Origin of the sequence: Paenibacillus sonchi, from assembly GCF_016772475.1 — a bacterium.
Classification (GTDB): Bacteria; Bacillota; Bacilli; order Paenibacillales; family Paenibacillaceae; genus Paenibacillus_AQ; species Paenibacillus_AQ sonchi.
This window is the reverse complement of sequence record NZ_CP068595.1, coordinates 1,765,497-1,787,007: the sequence shown is the minus strand read 5'-3', so window position 1 is coordinate 1,787,007 and position 21,511 is coordinate 1,765,497. Positions and strand designations below refer to the sequence as shown.

The window sequence follows — 21,511 nt, the reverse complement described above, 5'->3', positions numbered from 1 at the left end:
ATGGGGGTTTTTCCAACACCAGGACCTGGCGGAGGGTTTCCGGGATTCCCGGGCGGACCTGGCGTGCCGGGAGGGCCGGGGTTTCCGGGCGGGTCTCCGGGAGGTGCACCAGGAGGTGTTCAAGCGCCGACAGCGCCTCCACCGCAATTCGTACCGCAAATGCAGGCTACTACATTTGCCATCGACCCCGGAGGGATCAGACGCTGCCTATTCCGCAACACATACATTTGGCTGAATAATGGCGAGCAATTCTGGTTCTTCCCGGTATTCGTCGGGCGTAATTCAATTGCAGGGTTCAGATGGTTCGGTTTCTTCTGGGGGTACTTCGGCATTGATTTGAATCAGATTCGCTCGTTCACGTGCTTCTAAGTCTTTTGACCGCCTGACAGGCGGATGCTGCGGTTTTTTTCATACTACAAAATAATGGTGTACCTCGAAGGGGGCTTTTGCCGATTCACAGCAAAAGCCCCTTCTTCCGTTTCGGCAGAAGGGGCTTGCTGAAAGATGAACGATCATTTCAAATTTTCTCTTTTCAAGAAAAATGCTGAGCTATATTTGTTATACTCTTCCTCATCCGTATTTTCTTTCATATGAATGAGCATCTTTGCATCTCCTCCAACTACATACCGGAATTGACCTGTACCGTCTGTGGCCGCTTGGTAGATGGTTTGGGCACCGTCAACAAATCCTCCAATTTGCAGTAAGAAGAGCCAGTCTCCAATGGACTGACTCTTCACCATGTCACTTTTATTTCTTTTTTAGAGCAATGATTTCAGCCTCAGACAGCTCAGAAGCCTTAGCTATAATAGCTGGATCTACCCCGAGTTTGAGAAGCTCCAGAGCCATCTGGACCGCTTTCCTTTTCTCGCCGCGGGCTTCGCCTTCAGCCAATGCTCCTTCGATCATGGAAGCTTCGTCATGCAGATACTTTTGTCTGACTTCGTACAATCGGCGGGCTTCGGCATCCTGACTAAGAAATTCTAACGTGTCCATGGCTTTTTTCAAAACAGGCTCGTTCATCGTCAGCACCTCCCAATTGGATTTATCAACACCCTTCAAGAAGAGCAACCAGTTGACCAGTCCCCCGCTCTCCACAGGAGCCGCATGATTGTCAAGCTTGGGTAATTCAAGAAAATGCAGTTCCATGTCATCTACAAGCGGGATGCCGCTTCGATCTTCACGGAGATGGAATACATTATGATATTGGTTGTTAGGCAAGAAGGAATAGTTCAGAATGTTGATGGTTACACATTTCTTCAACACTTTATAAGATTGGCCTTCTTGAAGCTGACCGCTGTATAGCTTGCTCCAATAGAAAAGGGTGCGCTTCTCGGTATCGTATTTGTTGAATAATTGCATTTCAACATTGATAAGTTCCCCGTCCGCTGTTTTGCCGCGAATGTCCAATATCGACTGCTTGTCGCGGGGAGCGTCCTTTTCGGTATAGGGATTCAGCAGGATGATCTCTGTCAAAGGCGGTCTGTCATAATAGTATATCATGCTCACAGGTTCTTAGACACACACCAAGCAGACTCGCAAAAGTGAATTCACGTGCCTGCGTGAACAGTTGTATGTTAATGTAGCGGAGTATCTGATTCATCCGAGTTTACCCAAGTTTTCATTTGGCCAATCATTTTATATAGTGAAAAGATGGAAGTAAGATGACGCGAGGAATAGAGGCGCTGGCGGCGGAGTAAGCGAAAGATGCGAAACGATTTCATAAGACTAGGAATAAGGAGTGGTATGGATGATCGTCCTGAAAGATATCGGGAAGTTCGAGGAATTGCCCGAAATTGCTATGCATATTTACAAAGGAAATATTCCGGCTCTGCAAGCTGCAATCGCAGCTGGCTGGGATATTGAAGAGGGTATTGTACTTAGCAAGCATACCACGCTTAGTCCGTTGGATCTGGCGCTTGTCTCACAGCAAATGGAGGTTGTAAAGCTGCTGGTGGAGCACGGCGTCAACTTGAATGTTCATCATCATCCGGCTTTTTTGCGGGCTGTCCGCTATTGCAGGGAGGACATCGTTCGCTACATTGCAGCGCAAGGAGCCGAGATGGACAAGCTTAATCAAACGGGTTCAGGCGCATATTCACAGGCTTACTATGGCAACAAAAACAATATTCCACTCATTCATGAGCTGGGATTAGATATCAAGCTGCATGGCGGTCCCGTATTGCGTCAAGCCGTATCAGACCATGACCTGAGGACTCTCACATATTTGCTCGATCAGGGAGTGGACATCAATTATAATAAACCGGATATGGTCTATCCTTATCAAGCGACTCCGTTGACTGTGGCTGCACGTATGGGTAATATGGCCATGGTCAAATTTTTGATTGAACACGGTGCGGACGTTACTATAGCGGAAAAAGACGGCGATCGGCCGTATACGATTGCTGTCAGCAATAAGCATACCGTCATGGCTGATTATTTGAAATCGCTGGAACCGGCTGATTTTCATAATGCGGAGAACAAGAAATACGAGCTTAAAAAATATAAATTAACCGATGAACTGGTCAGCTTTCTTACAGGAGACAAGCTGCGCCTTGAGCTGGCGCAAAATGAATACGAAATCGGGTATATCGACTTTTTCACATTGACCGATACGATTGAGATGAAGGTTGGCAGGCAAAAACTGCTGCGTCTTTCAGCCGATATCGACAATTACTCTGACCTGCAGCTGGTTTGGAGTCCGAAGAAAAAAGGTCTGATCGGCTGTTATGATGTGGAGCACCAGGTGTATGCTGATTTAAGCAGCTTTACAGAGTTCCTTGCGCAGCCTGAAGTGTACCTCATGAAGTTTCTTGAGGGGGAGTTGGAAAATGACTAATGAAAATCAAATGAATATTTTAGCCCTTGGCAGACAAGAACAACGCCACACCCCAGATCCGGGCACAAAAAAAGAGCGAATAAGCAAATGCCTTATTCGCTCTTAAAGATTTAGCAACGGTCGTTTCTCTAATTATTTGATAACGACATATTCCAGACCAACCAGCTTGGCATAGGTAACAATCTGGTCGGTTGTCAGGTTCAAGGACACTACGGTGTGGTGGCCGCCGCCGTTCTCAATCCAGGCTTTGACCCCATCCTGGAAGTTCGGCTTCACCTTCCACAACACACGTGCTACCGGAAGCTTCGGAGCCGGCACCGTCGGTTCGAAGGCCTCCACTTCGTTGATTAGCAGCTTATAATGTGTGCCGAAGTCGGCCATGGATACAACTACGCCTTCTCCTGCCTTGCCGTCAAATACGAGACGGGCCGGGTCTTCACGGTCGCCAATGCCTAGCGGCGAAACAACGACCTTCGGCTTGTTGCTGGCCAGACATGGATCTACTTCAAGCATGTGAGATTGCAGAATGGCTTCCTGGCCTGCGGCCATTTCATAGGTGTAATCTTCCATGAAGCCGGTGTTCTGGTTGTGGCTCATCACTTTCAGCAGGCGGTCCAGGGCGGCAGTCTTCCAGTCTCCTTCGCCGGCGAAGCCGTAGCCTTGTGCCATCAGGCGCTGCACTGCAAGACCGGGAAGCTGCTTCATGCCGTGCAGGTCTTCGAAGTTCGAAGTGAAGGCGTTATAGCCGCCATGATCCAGGAAGCGTTTCAGGGCGATTTCATAGCTGGCCTGTACTTTGACGCTGGCTTCCCATGCTTCCTTGCTGTAGGTGCCATACTCGAAGTCATACAGCTGTGCATATTCTGCAAACAGCGCATCTATTTCTTCTTCCTTCACAGCCTTTACGTACTCCACAAGGTCGCCAATACCATAGTAGTCAACGGTCCAGCCGAATTGGATTTGGGCTTCAACCTTGTCGCCTTCCGTAACACCAACGTTGCGCATGTTGTCGCCAAAGCGGGCAACCTTGATGCTGAAGCTCTCGTTGTAGGCAACCGCTACGTCCATCCATGCTGCGATTTGCTTCTGCACTTCGGCACGCTCCCAGTAGCCTACTACCACTTTGTTTTGCTTGTTCAGACGGGCATTGATGAAGCCGTATTCACGGTCGCCGTGGGCAGCCTGGTTAAGGTTCATGAAATCCATATCAATGGTAGCCCAAGGAATGCTCTCATTGTATTGGGTTGCCAAGTGAAGCAACGGCTTCTGCAACAGTTTCGTTCCGCGAATCCACATTTTTGCCGGAGAAAAGGTATGCATCCAAGTGATGACGCCGGCAACCTCGTCACGATAGTTGACTTCTTTCATGATGGAGGTGATTTTGTCCGCGCTGACGGCCAGATCCTGCAATACGAGCGGATAAGGCAGAACACCGCTGTTATTGAGCGCATCGGTCATAGCCTGCGCATGAGCCTTAACTTCCCCCAGTGCTTCTTCCCCATAAAGATGCTGCGATCCTACAACAAACCAGAATTGCTTAGCGCCTACTGTTGACATAATGCTCATCCTCTTCTCTTATTTTGATGATTTTCAAGTCCAATGTATTTCAATTATTTCTGACCGTAGTAAGCGTCTTTGCCATGCTTACGCAGGTAATGTTTATCCAGAATCCGCTGCGGCAGCTCTTCGGCAAAGTGATTGAGCTCCCGGGCAAACAGATTCATCTTGGAGACTTCCTCCAGCACCACGCTGTTCATTACTGCGGAATGGGCATCCTTGCCCCAGGTAAACGGAGCATGGCCCTTAAGCAAGACACCGGGCACCGCCATAATATCCAGACCCCGCTGCTCAAAGGTTTCGATGATGACACGTCCGGTTTCCGCTTCATAGCCGGTGTCAATCTCCTCCTGGGTCAGGAAGCGGGTACAAGGAACGGAGCCATAGAAGGTATCGGCATGCGTAGTCCCCATGACAGGAACATCCAGACCGGCCTGAGCCCAGACTGTTGCCCATGTCGAGTGCGTATGCACAATGCCGCCAATCTCTGCATAATGCTTGTACAGGACGGCATGGGTAGGTGTATCAGAGGAAGGCCTGAGATCGCCTTCAACCACATTGCCGTCGAAATCCACAACCACCATATCGCTTGGCTTCATTTTGTCATAATGAACACCGCTCGGTTTGATTACGAACAGGCGGCTTGCCCGGTCAACCGCGCTTACATTGCCCCATGTGTATTTGACGAGTCCGTGCTTAGGCAGGTCCAGATTGGCCTGGAATACCTCTTCTTTCAGTTGCTCTAACATGTTATTCCCTCCAGTTCTCTACCAGATGATCTACAGCGGCCTGCTCAATCGCAAGACCCTTGCTGTAGCGTTCCATGAACAGTTCAAAACCAGCAACATCAGCGCTGTCCGGATGAATCTCGTGTCCTTCGGCAGCCTTAAATACTTTGTCTGCAAGGAAGTCATCCAGAGGTTCCTGCTGACCTTTGTTTGACATATAAGCAGCCAGAATCGCCATTCCCCATGCTCCGCCTTCTCCGGCTGTTGCCATGACAGAAACCGGGACGTTCAGTGCGGCTGCTAACATTTTCTGCCCGACGATTGGGGTTTTAAACAGTCCGCCGTGAGCCAGAATACTGTCGATAGCGACATTTTCTTTCTTGGTCAGAATGTCCATTCCGATCTTCAAAGCGGCAAAAGCGGTATACAGATGCGTCCGCATGAAATTGGCCAGATTGAAACGGCTCTCAGGCGAGCGGACAAACAGCGGACGGCCTTTCTCCATCCCGGTAATATTCTCACCGGAGAAATACCCGTAGCTGAGCAAGCCTCCGCCGTCGGAGTCCGCTTCCAGCGCTTTTTTGAACATTACACTGAACAGTTGGTTCGGGTCCGCCTTTTGCCCCATTGCCTCATAGAACTCGCGGAACAGACCCAGCCAGGCATTGATATCGCTTGAGCAGTTATTGGCATGAACCATCCCTACCGGACTGCCGTCCGGCGTAGTTACCATATCAATTTCCGGATATACGGCCGAAAGATCCTTCTCCAGGACAATCATCGCAAAAACCGAGGTGCCTACGGAAATATTGCCGGTCCGTTTTCTGACACTGTTCGTAGCCACCATGCCTGTACCGGCGTCGCCTTCCGGAGGACAGAGCGGAATGCCCGGCTGCAGGTCACCGGACGCATCCAGTATCTTAACGCCGGCTTCGGTTAAGACGCCTGCCTGCTCCCCTGCATGGCAGACCTTGGGGAGAAGGTCCCGCAGCTTCCACGGGTAGCCCTTGGCGGCAATAAGCTCGTCAAATTGCTTTACCATCGGGGCGTTATAATCTTGCGCGGCTTCATCAATCGGGAACATCCCCGAGGCATCCCCGATGCCAATGGCCTTGCTGCCGGTCAGCAGCCAGTGAATATAACCGGCCAAGGTCGTTATGAACCGGGCATGAGGCACGTGTGGTTCCCCGTTCAATATAGCTTGATATAAATGAGCAATACTCCAGCGTTCAGGAATGTTGAACTTAAAGGTATCCGTTAATTCCTTTGCGGCAGCACCAGTGGTTGCATTGCGCCAGGTCCGGAACGGAACAAGCAGCTCCCCCTTGTCGTCAAAAACCATATACCCATGCATCATTGCCGAAAATCCTATAGAACCGGCTGTTGTAAGGGTAACGCCATATTTCTGCTCAACCTCCAGCTTCATTTCGCTGTAGGCGGTCTGCAGCCCCTTGATAATGTCAGCCAAATGGTACGTCCAATAGCCGTCCACCAACAGATTCTCCCACTCATAGCTTCCTGAGGCGATTGTCTCAAAACGATAATCAATCAGCACTGCCTTGATACGTGTGGACCCAAATTCGATACCAAGTGAGGTTTCTCCCTTGAGTATCGCTTGCTTGATGTTCTGATCCATGCTCACGTGACTCCTCTCTGACCAAACGGTTATAATATCACAATAGAAAGAAGGCGCTTCCTTTATTAACAGACTTAGTATATTTTTTGTTCGTACATTTGTCAATGCGATAGATAAGATATACCTACAAATACTGAAAAAATCTGTCTTGTCTTCGCTTCTAAAAGTTTTTCTGTTTATACATACGGACTATGGATTATAATAGGCTAATATTCATGGTATTATATGTACGTACAACTATTACAGGCAGACCCGTTTGCATTTGAACAATCATGAAAGAAGTGAAGAACGTGAAGACCAAATATCAGGTTATTTTTGATGATATAAAAAGTAATATTCTATCGGGAGCGTATACTGTAGGCGAACAAATCCCTACCGAATCCGCATTGCAGGAAATGTATAACGTTAGCCGGCAGACGGTTCGGAAGGCGATTTTAGAACTGTCCAACGAGGGTTTTCTCAGAAGTGAAAAAGGCTCCGGCACGTATGTCAGCCACCAGTTCCGTTCCAAATCCGCAGGCAGCTCCAATAATAAAACCATCGGTGTGATTACGACCTACATCTCGGACTACATCTTCCCGTCCATCATCCGCGGGATTGAAGGCCGGTTGAATGAGGATAATTATTCGCTTTTGTTAGCCAGCACCAACAATGATGTCGCCCAGGAAAAGAAAGCGCTGGAAATGATGCTGTCCTTCGGTGTAGAGGGTCTGATTATTGAACCTACGAAGAGCAATCTGTACAATCCCAATATCGCCTACTACCTGTCATTTAAGGAACAGGACGTGCCCTTCATCATGATTAATGCCTATTATGAGGAGTTGGAGGTTCCGTTCTTTTGTCTCGATGACGTCCAGTCCAGTTATCTGGCAACCAAAGAGCTGATCTCCAAAGGACATACCCAAATCGGGATCATTGCCAAAATGGATGATTTGCAAGGAAAATACCGTATGAAAGGCTATATCAAAGCGCTTGGAGAAGCCAAATTACGGTTTCACCCCGAGCAGGTGCTCTCCTTCGATACCGAGACGAAGCAGGCGTTGTCCGCCAACCTGAAGAACTTCCTAAGCGAAAATAGAGAGGTGCTAACCGCAATTGTCTGCTATAACGACGAGGTTGGCCTGGAAGCTGTTAATGTCTGCAGGCAACTGGACATCGCTATTCCGGAGGATTTATCGATCATTGGCCAGGACAATTCTTACATTGCCAAGAACGCCAGCATTAAGCTGACGACCTTAACACATCCCCAGGAACAGATGGGGCGCGATGCCGCAGAATGGGTCATTAAGAAGCTGCAAGGAAAGAAGGATCTGCGAAACAGCACCTACTACCAGCCTGTGTTAATTGAAGGGGAAACGGTAAGAGCGCTGGAGTAGACAATGGCCTCTTGGCGAATATGCGGCAGTGCTCCGGCAATAAGGCGGACACCTACAAGGTGTCCGCTCTTTTGTGTTGGGATATTATCGCAGACAAATGAACGTTCAGCAGAAGCTGTACGTATTATAAATATTCTGCTGGAAAGGCGTACAGGACGAGATATACGCTTTTCAAAAACCACATACACCAATAAAGAGGTGAAGGGAAATGCTTACAATCACACATTTTACCAAGAGTTATAAGGGGGGTAAAAGGGCCGTAAATAACCTGAACTTAGTGGTCGAGCGGGGCGATATTTATGGCTTCATTGGACATAACGGTGCAGGCAAAACAACAACCATCCGGGCAGTAGTTGGTGTGCTTGATTTTGAAGAAGGGGATATTGAAATTGACGGTGTCTCCATTAAGAAAGACCCGGTAGCCTGCAAGGCGAAAACTGCGTACATTCCGGATAACCCGGATCTATACGATCATCTTACCGGCATCCAGTATTTGAATTTTATTGGTGATCTCTTTAGGGTATCCAAGGCGGACCGTGAGCGGCTCATTTCAAAATACAGCGATGCTTTTCAGATTACGGCGAATTTGGGGATATGATCTCATCGTATTCCCATGGTATGAAGCAAAAACTTGCCATAATCTCTGCTCTCATTCATAAACCCAAGCTGTTGGTGCTAGACGAACCCTTTGTCGGCCTTGATCCAAAGGCAGCCCACATGCTAAAGACCATCATGGTAGAGCTGTGCAGCAGCGGCAGTGCGATCTTCTTCTCAACCCATGTGCTGGATGTGGCAGAGAAGCTCTGCAATAAGATAGCGATCATCAAGGGAGGCCAATTGATAGCCCATGGCAGGACGGAAGAAGTAAAGGGCAAGAATAGCCTGGAAGATGTATTCCTGGAGCTGGTAGATAATGATTGATATATGGAGATTAACGAAAATCCAGCTGCTCTCTTCATTTGGATTAAATAAAGCTCTGCATACCAAAGATGTTAAGGAAAGACGCAAAGCGCTTCTGCTGAGCACCGGTATTCTGGCGGGTGTGCTTATGATAGCAGCGGCTTCCTTTGGGTACAGCTTTATGATGGCGCTGGCTTTTAAACAAATGGGGCGGATGGATCTACTGCTGGCCATTATGATGACTGTTACTTCTCTTGTAGGGTTCTTCACAACGGTCTATAAGGCAAGCGGTGTATTATTCAGCTATAAAGACTACGATTTGGTGATGTCGCTGCCTATCAAGACGAGTCATGTTGTTGCAAGCCGCATTCTTCAGCTCTATGTGCTTAATTTGTTTTTTACAGTGATGGTCATGCTGCCGGCAGGTGCGGTCTATGCTATAAAAATGAATCCTGGGGCGTTATTTTATCTGTTTTTTCTAATAACACTCTTATTTATCCAATTACTGCCGATTATTGCTGCAACGGTTATTGGCTCATGCATCAGCTGGATCTCTTCCCGGTTTAAAGCGAGCCGGATGATCAGTCTGGTGTTAACCTTTGCCGTAATGATTACACTCATGGTGGGTTCATTTGGGATGAACGGGAACGAGCAGGTACTTGCTGATATGGGGACTGGGCTGGCAGAGATGATATTTAAGCTGTATCCTCTTGCAGCCTTGTATGTAGATGCTGTTTGCTCGTACCGGATGGGCTCATTGTTATTATTTATCGCGCTATCGGTACTTTCATTTATGATATTTGCTGCTGTACTTGGTACAAGATATAAAGCAATTCATACAGGGTTAACGACCTATCATGCAAACAGTAAATATATAATGAAGCCACAAAAGGCATCCTCTCCATTTCGTGCGCTGTATAAGAAGGAGTTGCGCCGGTATTTTAGTTCTTCTATTTATGTACTGAATACAAGTATGGGTATGATTCTTCTACTGGTGATGTCGGTTGCTTTATTGTTTGTCAGCCCGGAGAAACTGGGGGAACTGATCGAAATTCCACAATTATCCCATTATCTGAGTACGGTGGCTCCCATCATAGTTTCCTTGTTCGTAACTTTAAGCTGTACAACGTCAAGCGCGATTTCTCTTGAAGGTAATCATTTATGGATACTCAAAAGCTCACCCGTATCGAAACAAAGCATATTGCTTAGCAAAATTGCCGTGAATCTCACCATTACACTGCCGATTGTGGTTGTGAGTGGTGTACTGCTTATGATATCGCTGCGTATGGGATGGATCGAAGGCTTATTATTGCTTGTCATTCCTTCGCTATATGCTTGTTATTCAGCGATGCTGGGCGTTATTATTAATTTGAAATTACCTAAACTGGAGTGGACAAGTGAAGTTGCGGTGGTCAAACAGAGTGCGGCTGTCCTTGTATCCATGTTCACAGGAATCATTAGTCTATTAATTCCATTGGGGATATCCCTTCTTTTGGCTCATATGAATGGCAATCTCATTTTGTCGGGAGTGGGAATGATTATGATAGCGGGATGCATAGCGATGTTCAGATATATACAGACAAAAGGGGAGCGGTTGGTTCAGAAGCTGTAACACATCTAACGGAGGGTTCCCGCACATGGCTAAAACCATTGTAGACAAATTAAATTTACAGAAATTCAAGAAAGTTGCTGTATTGTACAGACCCGAGAATGAAAATAGTTTAACGGGGTTAGGAGACCATGATACCGAATTAACAGCCAGCCGGTATGATCTCATTTTTGCCTACGTGCTTAATATGGAGGCGCTTCAGGATCTTGTCAATCAAGTGATTGATCACAACTATTTAAATAAAGGCGGCTATTTGTACGCAGCTTATCCCAAAAAGGGGAATAAGGTTTATTCCACCTACATTCACAGAGACAGCCTTTTTGAAGGAGTAGGAGCCGATGAGGACGGCTATATTGGGGAGAGCAGCCTGAAGTTTGCGCGTATGGTAGGCTTAAATGAGGTGTTTACCGTTGTCGGTTTCAAAGAGGAGGCAAGGAAGAAAAAGGATGCGTCCTCCAAGCCGAGTCAACGTGTGGACGATTATACCTCTATGATCCCTGCTGTGGAAAAAGAGCTGCAGGATAGTCCGGAAGCGCTGGCTCTTTACCAATCCCTGACTCCCGGCTACCGGAAGGATTGGGCCCGTTATGTATACAGCGCCGTACAAGAGGAGACTAGAGCAAAACGGCGGGCAGAAATGAAAAAGATTTTAGGTGAGGGGTATAAAAGCGTCGATTTGTACCGGAGAAAGCCGTAAACGGGATATCCATTCACTTACAGAAAAGTTGTTTCAAGGAGAAAAAACTTGGAATTTTCCAATACAGGATTGAATATTCCTATAATAAGATGATGCATCCTCTTGTTTATTATTTTAGGTTCAGTCTTGAATTTACATTATGCATTTTACAAAGGCGAGGTTGTCCGTTAATACTTCTTTTACACTCATCTTCTATAGTTAAGCAATTATAAACAATAGAGGGGAACATTGAACATCAATGAAAACATGGGAAACTGTACTATCTACGCTGCTCCTTGCAGGTGCTCTATTCCCTGCCGCCACAACTAACGCAGCGTCGGCCTCAGGCCTGAATGGATATGAACCTCTGCGCAAGCATATGGAAGGGATCGGAGCAACAATCACTTGGGATAGCGATGATAAGTCGGCACTGGTCAAGCTGAAGAACGGATTCGCGGGCACGTTCACAGCCGGCGAGAAGGAATATCGTCTAGCGGGTAAAGTAGGCGAGCTGGAAGCGGAGGTCAAATTAGCCGATGGCAAAATGTACATTCCTTCCAAGCTGCTTCAAGCTATTCTGGCGGAAAATGCAAAGTTCATCAATTCCGCAGATATCATCATGCCTTATTCGGTAACCGCCCAGGTTGAGACGGCAGCCGTTGAAGATGGCGAGGATGCAGCCGATGACCCGGCCATCTGGCTCGATTCTGCGAACCCGTCGAACTCCAAAATCATTGCTACAAATAAAGGTGGAGGCGTCCTTGTCTATGATTTGAACGGCCAAGAGCTTCAAAATTATAAAGTAGGAAAAATGAACAATATCGATATTCGTTATGATTTTCAGCTTGGCGGTAAAAAAGTAGATATTGTTGGCGCGACGAACCGTTCTACGAACACGATTGATATTTTTTCCATGGATGGGGCAACCGGGAAGTTGACTGACATCGTAGCAGAACCCATTAAAGCGAAGATGGAAGAGGTATACGGATTCAGCCTTTATCACAGCCTGAAATCAGATAAATATTACGCATTGGTGCTGGGTAAAGAAGGTGAATTTGAGCAATATGAGCTAACTGAGAATGGGAAAGGCAAAGTTTCAGGCAAGCTCGTCCGCGAATTTAAGCTGGCTACGCAATCAGAAGGAATGGTAGCCGATGATGAGTATGGCATGATGTATATAGCGGAAGAGGATTACGCGATATACAAATATAATGCGGAGCCTGACAGCGGCACACAACCTCTATCCACTGTCGATATTGCGGACGGACGCCGCCTGCAGGAAGATATTGAAGGGTTGACTCTCTACTATGGTGCCGATGGTCATGGTTACTTAATCGCCTCCAGCCAAGGCAGTGACAGCTATGCGATATATGACCGTGAAGGCAATAACGCCTACCTTGCCAGCTTTAAAATCGCCGATGGCCCATTGACTGATGGCACCTCGGGAACCGATGGTATTGATGTACTCGGGTTCGGACTGGGTGATCAGTTCCCTTATGGCATTTTCATCGCACAGGATGATTCCAACATCAACAATGGTAAAGAGATTAACCAGAACTTTAAAGTGGTAGCTTGGGATCAAATTGCAAAAGGTGCAAAGACTCCGCTTCTGATGGACAACAAAGTTGATCCTCGTAAACTTGTGGACCGCAGTGCAAAGTAATATTTCTTAGCAGCAGCCTCCAACCCCCGCCTTTCAGGGGTCTTGGGGGCTGTTTTGATTTATTCAGTAAGGAATCAGCCATCAGGCAGCGATCCAGAGGAAGGCTATTCTGGAACCGGAGGGAAAAATAGTCTATCATATATGCTGAAGAAAATAAGATTGATAGCTGATTATAGACAGTATAAGGAGATTAGATGAATAATTCGATTCATATTCTCGTAGCCGAGGATGACAGTGACATCAGCTCGCTGCTGTGCAGCATTATAAGAAAAAGCGGTTACGTGCCACAGCCTGCCTTCTCTGGAACGGAGGCGCTGCTCTATCTGGAGCAGCGGCAATGGAGCATGGTACTGCTTGATCTGATGCTGCCGGGAATGACGGGCGAGGAGCTGCTCCAATGGATCCGCGGGCGGGGCGGTGTGCCGGTCATCATCATTTCGGCCAAGGGTGAGCAGCAGACCAAGGTGTCAGCGCTGCGCGGAGGCGCGGATGACTTCATTACGAAGCCATTCGATATCGAGGAAGTCTCGGCACGCATCGATTCTCATCTGCGCCGCTATGCGCAGATTGCTCCGCCGGCGGTGCCGAGCGTACTGCAGCATAACGGACTGGTGCTCGACCCCGATTCCAAAACGGTGACGGCAGAGGGGGCGGAGGTTGCATTGACCGCCCGGGAGTACGAGATTGTTGCATTGCTTCTATCGGCACCGAAAAAGGTATTCACCAAAGCCAATCTATACGAAAGCGTATGGGATGAGCCATACTACGGAGACGACAATACGGTCAACGTCCATATGAGCAATTTGCGGAGCAAGCTGGCGAAGGCTGCGCCCGGCAGCGAATTTATCGAGACGGTATGGGGCATGGGCTACCGGCTCAAGCCTTAAGACATTCTTAAGAATTGGCTTTAGCCCCTCTTAAGTTTTCGTTTCTATGCTTGGTCTATCACATAAGGGAGGCCAAGACGACAATGAGCGAATATGTATTGCAAACGAATCAATTGACTAAGAAGTTCAAAGGCAGCGTAGCGCTGGATAAAGTGAATTTGTCTATCCGCAAAGGCTCCATATATGGCTTTATCGGGCAGAACGGAGCCGGAAAATCGACGCTGATGCGCATCGTCACCGGACTTGCTTTTCCGTCCGGCGGAAGTATCGAGCTGTTCGGCGCCAGCGACGAGCGGGCGTTGACCCTCGCCCGCAAGCGGATGGGGCTGATCATCGAGAGTCCCTCGTTGTTCCCCCACATGACCGCCGCCGAGAATCTGGAGGTGAACCGGCTCCTCCGGGGCATTCCCGGCAAAGACTGCGTCGCAAGGATGCTGGAATTGGTCGGGCTGCAGGGAACAGGCAGGAAGAAAGTGAAGAATTTCTCGCTTGGCATGAAGCAGCGGCTGGGTCTGGCAATCGCCATGCTAAGCGATCCGGAATTTCTCATTCTGGACGAGCCGACCAATGGGCTCGATCCGATGAGCGTCATTGAAATGCGCGAGCTGCTCAAGCAGCTCAATCAAGAACGAGGGTTAACGATTCTGATCTCCAGCCACATTCTGAGCGAACTGCATTTGCTGGCCAGCCATTACGGCATCATTCATCACGGCAGGCTGCTGGAGCAGCTCACTGCCCAGGAACTCAACGATAAATGCCAGCAATACGTGTACATCAAAGCGGATAATCCGGACAAGGCGGTAACGGTTATTCAGAACGGGCTCCGTACCAACGATTTCGAAGTGATGCCGGATGGGGCCATCAAGCTGTATGGACATATGGAGCAGCCGGGCAAAGTATCGTCGGCGCTGTTCTCCGCAGGCCTGGAAATCGAGCAGTTTATGCCGATGGGGGAGGACCTGGAGAGCTATTTCATGAAGCGGATCGGAGGTGCCGGGCATGTATAATCTGATCAGATCCGAGCTGTTCAAGCTGCGTAAGGACAGATCATTCCGGGTGCTGCTGCTCGTAACCGCCGTTCTTTCATTGGCCTATCCGCTGCTCTACTATTTTGACAATAAATCAAGCGGAGATCCGCAGTTCACAGGAGCCGAATTTCTGATTAAGTTTATGGCAAGCAATGGCTATGTGATCAAATTCAGTGTAGCAGCACTGGCCGGATTCTTCATCGCGAGTGAATATGCAACGGGTGTCATGAAGACGATCGCATCGTCGGGCAACGACCGGGGACGGCTGTTCACCGCCAAGCTGATCGGCTTCTCGGTGGGTGCCATGGCTGTCTCTATAGTATTTCCGATTGTGAGTACAACTGAAGTTTCACTGCTGTCAGGTTTCGGTCATCTGCCGGAGGGGGTGGACGCGTTCTTCATACCGCGGGCCCTCGGACTAACACTGCTGTACACTGCAGGCTACGCGGCGATCGGGGCGCTGTTCACTGCCGTGTTCACCGAAAGCGGCAAGACGATCGGCTTCTCAATGATTTTTTTCCTAATGATTGATATGATTTTGGGGGACTTGGGTAAGTACATCCCTTTCTTTACTACAGTGTATGATTATTCCATCTTCAAGCTGATGGGCGATATTAGCAAGCCCAGTATCGGCAGCGGCGATCTGCCGGCGCTCCTGCTTGTGCCATTGCTGACGATTGTCGCAGCCGGACTGCTCGGGATTCTAGTGTTCCGCAGGAAGGAGATTAAATAATAAGGAGAGGGGCGGGAGAGTCTTGCTTATCCTAACGCTCGTATCGGTTACGGTGGCGGCTCTTCTGCTTGCCCGTCTGCTGCTGATGAGGCGGGAGCTGGGGCGGATGACGGCGCAACTGCGCCGGTATAATAAGGGGACAACCGGTAAAAAAATAGACGTGTCTCTATTCGACCAGAGGCTCGAAGCGCTTGCGGGTGAAATTAACCGCCAGTCCGATCTTGTAGTCGACGCAGAGGCCCGCAGAAGACGAACCGAAAATGAGCTGCGGCAGGCGGTTGCGAACATTTCCCATGATATCCGTACTCCGCTGACCTCCATATTCGGCTATATTCAACTGCTGGAAGCAGAGCCTATTACGTCCCAGGAGAAGCACGAATACCTCACAATTGTTAAAAATCGCACGAAACGGCTGCAAGCGCTACTGAACGATTTCTTCGAGCTGTCCTTAATCGAATCTTCGGATTATCAGCTTAAGACCGAGCGGATTGAAATGAATGTCCTCCTGTCAGACATTCTGGTCGGTTTCTACGACAGCTTCAACGAACGGAACATTACACCGGATATCCGGCTGCCGCAGGAAGCGGTGGCTGTATATGCCGACGAATCGGCCGTACGGAGAGTCGTTGAGAATTTGCTTATCAACACGGTCAAGCATGCGGCTGGTCATGTGGAAATCTGCTTCGAGCACAGGGAGAAGACAGCCGAATTGAGGATCGTGAACGAAGCGAAGGAATTAACCGACATCGATGTAAGGCTGCTATTCGACCGCTTCTATACGGTCGACCGCACCCGGTCCGCCCAAGGATCGGGACTTGGCCTTTCCATCGCCAAAAGCCTCATGGACAAGATGAACGGCACACTGACAGCGGAGCTGCACGGAGGCAACTTAACGATGACCTGCCGTTGGAAGCTTACTATAGCAGGGGAAGCGGTGTAGTTGATGTCCAATATTTTAATTACCCCCAGCGTATTCCACTCTCTATATTCCTCTCTGAAATGTTCATGAAGAGCTAACGTTAGATCATTTCCAATGATATTGAGAAAGTTGCATTTTTACTTTCAATGATATTAATAATATGTTATTATCATGTTGTGAGTAAGATGCAACTGATTTTATGATGCACAAATCGGGTGGAAGCGGAGGGGATGCAAGTGAATAAATCGTGGGGCGGCTGGAATCTGTTTGAATTGTCGTGGCTGGTGTTATTTACCGCAATTGCTGTAGGGTTCACGGTGATTTCCAAGGATTCTTTATTCGGATTTACGGTCTTTGTCACCGGGGTGCTGTGCGTGGTGCTCGCGGCGAAAGGCAACCTGATGAGTTATGTGTTTGGCATGTACAATACGGTCGGTTATGCATACTTGGCTTACGTCAACGGTTTGTTTGGCGAGGTTATGCTCAATCTGCTTTTCTTTGTTCCTATGAATGTCGTCGGCTTCTACATGTGGAAAAATAACAGCAATCACGGCAAGCTGTCCATGCGCCAATTGGAGCTTAAGGGTCTGCTTCTTGTGGGAGCGGTTTGCATCGCAGGCTGCCTGCTGCTGGGCTTCGGATTATCTTTCATACCTGGGCAGAATTCACCGTATATTGATGCTATTACGACAGTGTTATCCGTTGTGGCTACACTTCTGATGGTTCGAAGATTCAAGGAACAATGGCTGGTCTATATCGTCCTCAATATGTTCACGGTACTGCTGTGGGTGATTCGAATGCTGGAGGGGAGCGGGGAAGGCCTGCTGATGATTGTCATGTGGAGCGCGTATCTGATTAACGCTGTATACGGCTACTACAATTGGAACAAGGGAGCCAGGGAGGTGGCGGCATGAAGACACTTGGTTTAACGCTTGGGAAGTTCGCCCCGCTGCATAAAGGGCATCAGTTCATGATCGAGACGGCGCTGCAGGAGGTCGATGAACTGATTGTAGTGATCTATGAGACGACGGTGACAACGATCCCACTGCATATCCGGGCGAACTGGATTCGCAAGCTCTACCCGGCGGTCCGGGTGATCGAAGCCTGGGATGGTCCGGACGGGTATTCGGACGACCGGGAGCATGAGATAAGGGAAGAGCAATATATTCTGGGGCTGCTGAACGGTGAGCAAGTGACGCATTTCTACTCCAGCGAATTCTACGGAGAGCATATGAGCATCGCTCTGGGAGCAGTAGACCGGCGGGTGGATGAAGCCCGCAGGCGGGTGCCGGTTTCAGCCACCATGGTCCGTTCTGATCCTTACAAGTACCGGGCATATGTGAGCGATATCGTATATCGGGACTTCATTACAAAAGTGGTTTTTGTAGGAGCGATGTCGACGGGGAAATCCACGATCACCGAAGCATTAGCACAGCGGTACTGCACAACCTATGCAGGCGAATACGGACGCGATTATTGGACGGAGCATCAGGTGGACCGCAGAATCGGCCTCAAGGCGTTCGATGAAATCGCTGTAGGCCATATAGATCGCGAAGAGCAGGCTTTACTGCAAGCGAATAAATATCTTTTTGTCGATACCAATGCGATCACGACTTATATGTTTGCCCTGGATTACCACGGCCGGGCGCCTGAACACTTAACCCGGATCGCCTTGGAAAATGCGCAGCGTTATGACCTTTTTTTCCTGTGCGACGATGATATTCCTTACGAGGATACATGGGACCGCAGCGGGAATCAGAAGCGGCATGTTTTCCATAAGCAGATCATTGCAGACTTGAAGGAACGGCGGATTCCCTATATTACGCTCCGGGGCAGCCTTGAAGAACGGATGTGCAAGGTAGATGAAGTGTTGGCAAAGTTCGAGCCTTACTCTAATTATTTTGGCGAGCGAGGTAATTAATGTTATTGACAAAAGAGCCGGCTATGATTACTATTGAAAAATATTTACACGAAGTTGACATCAAAAAACTAAAAAGCTAAAAGCTATGATTGCTATGGATCACACTATAGCAGGAGCAGCTTCTGGAGAGACCGTGGGGATTCCCCGGCGCCGAAGGGTTCATAATCTCAGGCAAAAGGACAGAAGAGTACTGGATAATTCATTTGTTGTTCTGATCACCGTCAGAATCACTTATGTATTTTATTTATTATTCTTATGACCTTGAGAGATTGGAGCCCATCCAGTCTCTTTTTTTATTGTCAGCATTTCTTGTTCATCTTTTCACATGGAAAAATTATTTAGATTTAGAGGGGGAGTTCGAAGTGGCACCACAAGAACTAAAGAGGGATTTAGAGAATCGGCATGTTCAGCTTATTGCAATTGGCGGGACCATCGGCACCGGATTATTTTTAGGATCGGGCAAAGCGATACAACTGGCAGGGCCATCCATCATCTTTGCGTATTTGATTGTGGGGATCGCCGTTTTTTTTGTGATGAGGGCTTTGGGAGAACTTCTGTTGTCTAAAGCAGGTTATCAATCCTTTACAGACATTGCCGAAGACTATCTTGGACCGCGGGCGGCGTTTGTAACCGGATGGACCTATTGGTTTTGTTGGATCATGACGGCGATGGCTGATATTATCGCTGTTGGCGTGTATGTCCAGTATTGGTTTGATATCCCGCAATGGGTCCCTGCCGTCATCTGCTTAATCATTTTATTAGGACTCAACTTATTAACTGTCAAAAATTTTGGCGAATTGGAATTTTGGTTTGCCTTAATTAAGGTAGTGACTATCCTCGCATTGATTGCCATTGGGGTTATTTTGGTGGTAATTGGATTTAAAACAGATGCCGGAACAGTGGCTCTTAGCAATATTTGGACACATGGGGGAGTATTCCCCAACGGAATTTCAGGCTTTTTGCTTTCCTTTCAAATGGTTGTGTTCGCCTTTGTCGGTGTGGAATTGGTGGGTGTATCGGCAGCGGAAACCGCAAATCCGGAAAAAAGCATTCCGTCGGCGATTAATAAAATCCCTTTAAGAATTCTGTTTTTCTACGTGGGTGCGATTATTGCCCTATTATCCATCAACGCATGGACGGAACTGACTCCGGCAGAAAGCCCTTTTGTAAAAACATTCAGTTTAGTGGGGATTCCCATTGCCGCAGGCATTATTAACTTTGTCGTATTAACTTCAGCCGCATCTGCCTGCAACAGCGGGATGTTCTCCACAAGCCGGATTCTATATAATTTGAGCAGGAATGAGCAGGCTCCCGCCCATTTTGCCAAGCTGAATAAAAACCATGTGCCAAGCAACGCTTTGCTCATATCTACGCTTGTCTTGTCGGTTGGCGCTCTTTTGAGTAAGCTTATTCCGGAAACTGCCTTTGGAATCGTGACCACCATTAGTGCCATCTGTTTCATCTGGGTCTGGGGTGTCATTCTAATCTGTCATTTGCGGTATAAGAAAACAAAGCCGGAATTGCAGGCCAAATCAAAATTTAAAGCCCCGTTGACTCCCTTTATTAATTATGTTGTCCTTGCGTTGTTTGCTGCAATCCTCATTATTATGCTGTTTGCTGAAGAAACGCGCCCGGCCTTATTGTTGACGCCGCTATGGTTTATTCTATTGTTTGTTTTGTATTCTATGAATAGAAGAAAGAGGGAAAAAACAAATATCCAAGGGTTTAAGCCTATGGAAAGATAGCCGGCAATCCCTTTACAGTGGCTTTCGGGTTAATCCATGTTGTCAGGGTGCCATCATTTACCACAAAACCATTTTGCTTCTGCTTCGTCCAACTGTATAGGTACAAATCTATACAAAAGGTGATGAACATATGGATAAGCGCAATGCTGCACTTCTGTCTCTGTTAGCCCTTTCACTCTATTCCTCCGGCGTTGTCCATGCAGATGCCCGGCCGCAGGCCGAGGCCCGGGCAATCTCCGTCTATCTGGACGGACAGCGGCTTCAATCCGGAGTCCAGCCGCTGAATCTAAACGGTACAGTGTTAGTACCGATGCGCGGATTGTTTGAAGCACAAGGGGCCAAGCTGTCCTGGAACAACGTGGATAAAACGGTCACCGCAATCAAGGCGGATACCACGCTTACGTACCGGATGGGAGCGTTGACTGCCGAGCTGAACGGGCAGACACTGAGTCTGGCGGCTCCTGGTCAAATTGCCGAAAATACGGCAATGATCCCGCTGCGCTTCGTCAGCGAAGCCTTGGGCAACAAGGTAGACTGGGTGCCCGGCACCCAATCCGTGCAAATCTCTTCCGGGATTATTTATGAAACCTCAATTCTCCATGGAGTCAACCTGCGCAGCTTACCGGATGCGAAGAGCGCTCCCGTAAGTCCGGAACTGCTCTCCGCAGGTACGAAGGTGCATGTGGTGAGCGTTGTCGATGCCCTGTGGTTGAAGGTGAAGACCGGGGACAACCAGACGGGATACATCTCTGCCAAACCGAAATATACCGATTACACCAGCAGTTCGCTTGCGGATAAGCAAGCGGATGCTCTGATCGCTTACGGCAAGACCTTCCTCGGCACGCCGTATGAGTTCGGCGCTTCACCAGACCAGACCGCGACCTTCGACTGCTCTTCCTTTGTGAAGCGCGTATTCGAGGATACCCTGTCCATCGAGCTCCCCCGTGTGTCCTATGACCAGGCGAAGAAAGGCAAGGAGGTCGGGCTGGACGGGCTGCGTCCGGGTGACCTGCTGTTCTTCAGCGCACGCGGTTTGGACATCGGCCATGTAGCGATATACGCCGGGAATAATCAGCTCCTGCATACATACTCAACCAAGCTTAACGTGCATGTGGAGGCCTTCGACGGGCAATGGAAGAAGCGGTTCGTAACCGCCCGCAGAATTTTATAATAGGGTAGCACCTAAAGTCCTTCACCGATAAATTTGTTATTTATGCAGCAATGCACATTCTTGGAATAGTAAAACAATTACACTAAAGCATATTCCAACACAATCGCAAGTCTACGGTTGGCTGTC

At 48.4% G+C, this 21,511-nt stretch carries 18 protein-coding genes, 2 pseudogenes and 1 riboswitch; of the genes and pseudogenes, 15 read left to right on the top strand and 5 right to left on the bottom strand.

Annotated features, from left to right (window positions below):
- Positions 1-369: a hypothetical protein gene (locus JI735_RS08225; protein WP_039832525.1), complete on the top strand. Its 369-nt coding sequence runs from the start codon at positions 1-3 to the stop codon at positions 367-369.
- Positions 370-512: 143 nt separating this feature from the next.
- On the opposite strand, the gene JI735_RS08220 is transcribed toward JI735_RS08225, so the two are convergent.
- Positions 513-740 (bottom strand): hypothetical protein, encoded by a 228-nt coding sequence (locus JI735_RS08220; protein WP_039832526.1) that lies wholly within the window; start codon positions 738-740, stop codon positions 513-515.
- A 7-nt stretch (positions 741-747) separates the two neighbouring features.
- Positions 748-1,482, bottom strand: a pseudogene (locus JI735_RS08215) (Rpn family recombination-promoting nuclease/putative transposase); the annotation flags it as partial.
- A gap of 265 nt (positions 1,483-1,747) precedes the next feature.
- On the opposite strand from JI735_RS08215, the gene JI735_RS08210 reads away from it, so the two are divergent.
- The gene (locus JI735_RS08210) at positions 1,748-2,836 is read left to right on the top strand and encodes an ankyrin repeat domain-containing protein (protein WP_039832527.1); all 1,089 of its coding nucleotides are present in this window, start codon (positions 1,748-1,750) and stop codon (positions 2,834-2,836) included.
- A gap of 132 nt (positions 2,837-2,968) precedes the next feature.
- On the opposite strand, the gene araA is transcribed toward JI735_RS08210, so the two are convergent.
- The 3 genes from araA to JI735_RS08195 are packed head-to-tail and all read right to left on the bottom strand — an operon-like array spanning position 2,969 to position 6,757.
- A complete protein-coding gene (gene araA / locus JI735_RS08205) occupies positions 2,969-4,393 on the bottom strand; it encodes an L-arabinose isomerase (RefSeq protein WP_039832528.1) in 1,425 nt (474 codons plus the stop codon).
- Between the two features lie 53 nt (positions 4,394-4,446).
- Positions 4,447-5,142 carry an L-ribulose-5-phosphate 4-epimerase gene (locus tag JI735_RS08200; RefSeq protein ID WP_039832529.1) on the bottom strand — a complete coding sequence of 232 codons (696 nt, stop codon included), beginning with the start codon at positions 5,140-5,142 and terminating at the stop codon, positions 4,447-4,449.
- A gap of 1 nt (position 5,143) precedes the next feature.
- Positions 5,144-6,757 carry a xylulokinase gene (locus JI735_RS08195; protein ID WP_039832530.1) on the bottom strand — a complete coding sequence of 538 codons (1,614 nt, stop codon included), beginning with the start codon at positions 6,755-6,757 and terminating at the stop codon, positions 5,144-5,146.
- A 290-nt stretch (positions 6,758-7,047) separates the two neighbouring features.
- On the opposite strand from JI735_RS08195, the gene JI735_RS08190 reads away from it, so the two are divergent.
- From JI735_RS08190 to JI735_RS08130, 13 genes and pseudogenes are all read left to right on the top strand, one after another.
- Positions 7,048-8,133 carry a GntR family transcriptional regulator gene (locus JI735_RS08190; RefSeq protein WP_039832531.1) on the top strand — a complete coding sequence of 362 codons (1,086 nt, stop codon included), beginning with the start codon at positions 7,048-7,050 and terminating at the stop codon, positions 8,131-8,133.
- A 208-nt stretch (positions 8,134-8,341) separates the two neighbouring features.
- Positions 8,342-9,054, top strand: a pseudogene (locus JI735_RS08185) (ABC transporter ATP-binding protein).
- Complete coding sequence (locus JI735_RS08180; protein ID WP_202677312.1) at positions 9,047-10,645, top strand: ABC transporter permease; 1,599 nt, start codon at positions 9,047-9,049, stop codon at positions 10,643-10,645. Before JI735_RS08185 ends, JI735_RS08180 begins: the two are co-directional and overlap by 8 nt.
- Before the next feature lie 25 nt (positions 10,646-10,670).
- Positions 10,671-11,339: a YdeI/OmpD-associated family protein gene (locus tag JI735_RS08175; protein WP_039832658.1), complete on the top strand. Its 669-nt coding sequence runs from the start codon at positions 10,671-10,673 to the stop codon at positions 11,337-11,339.
- Between the two features lie 238 nt (positions 11,340-11,577).
- Positions 11,578-12,981: a phytase gene (locus JI735_RS08170; protein ID WP_039832657.1), complete on the top strand. Its 1,404-nt coding sequence runs from the start codon at positions 11,578-11,580 to the stop codon at positions 12,979-12,981.
- Positions 12,982-13,175: 194 nt separating this feature from the next.
- A complete protein-coding gene (locus JI735_RS08165) occupies positions 13,176-13,868 on the top strand; it encodes a response regulator transcription factor (RefSeq protein WP_039832656.1) in 693 nt (230 codons plus the stop codon).
- Between the two features lie 83 nt (positions 13,869-13,951).
- Complete coding sequence (locus JI735_RS08160) at positions 13,952-14,875, top strand: ABC transporter ATP-binding protein (protein ID WP_202677311.1); 924 nt, start codon at positions 13,952-13,954, stop codon at positions 14,873-14,875.
- The gene (locus JI735_RS08155) at positions 14,868-15,629 is read left to right on the top strand and encodes an ABC transporter permease (RefSeq protein ID WP_039832632.1); all 762 of its coding nucleotides are present in this window, start codon (positions 14,868-14,870) and stop codon (positions 15,627-15,629) included. Before JI735_RS08160 ends, JI735_RS08155 begins: the two co-directional genes overlap by 8 nt.
- A 22-nt stretch (positions 15,630-15,651) precedes the next feature.
- Positions 15,652-16,569: a sensor histidine kinase gene (locus JI735_RS08150; protein ID WP_051051398.1), complete on the top strand. Its 918-nt coding sequence runs from the start codon at positions 15,652-15,654 to the stop codon at positions 16,567-16,569.
- 215 nt (positions 16,570-16,784) lie between these two features.
- Positions 16,785-17,462 (top strand): nicotinamide riboside transporter PnuC, encoded by a 678-nt coding sequence (pnuC, locus tag JI735_RS08145; RefSeq protein ID WP_233476311.1) that lies wholly within the window; start codon positions 16,785-16,787, stop codon positions 17,460-17,462.
- A complete protein-coding gene (locus tag JI735_RS08140) occupies positions 17,459-18,469 on the top strand; it encodes an AAA family ATPase (RefSeq protein ID WP_039832630.1) in 1,011 nt (336 codons plus the stop codon). Before pnuC ends, JI735_RS08140 begins: the two co-directional genes overlap by 4 nt.
- Positions 18,470-18,581: 112 nt before the next feature.
- A riboswitch (glycine riboswitch) is annotated at positions 18,582-18,662 on the top strand.
- 169 nt (positions 18,663-18,831) lie between these two features.
- Positions 18,832-20,214, top strand: a complete 1,383-nt coding sequence (locus JI735_RS08135; protein WP_039832629.1) for an amino acid permease — start codon at positions 18,832-18,834, stop codon at positions 20,212-20,214.
- 130 nt (positions 20,215-20,344) lie between these two features.
- Positions 20,345-21,385: a C40 family peptidase gene (locus tag JI735_RS08130; protein WP_039832628.1), complete on the top strand. Its 1,041-nt coding sequence runs from the start codon at positions 20,345-20,347 to the stop codon at positions 21,383-21,385.
- Positions 21,386-21,511 lie beyond the last annotated feature (126 nt).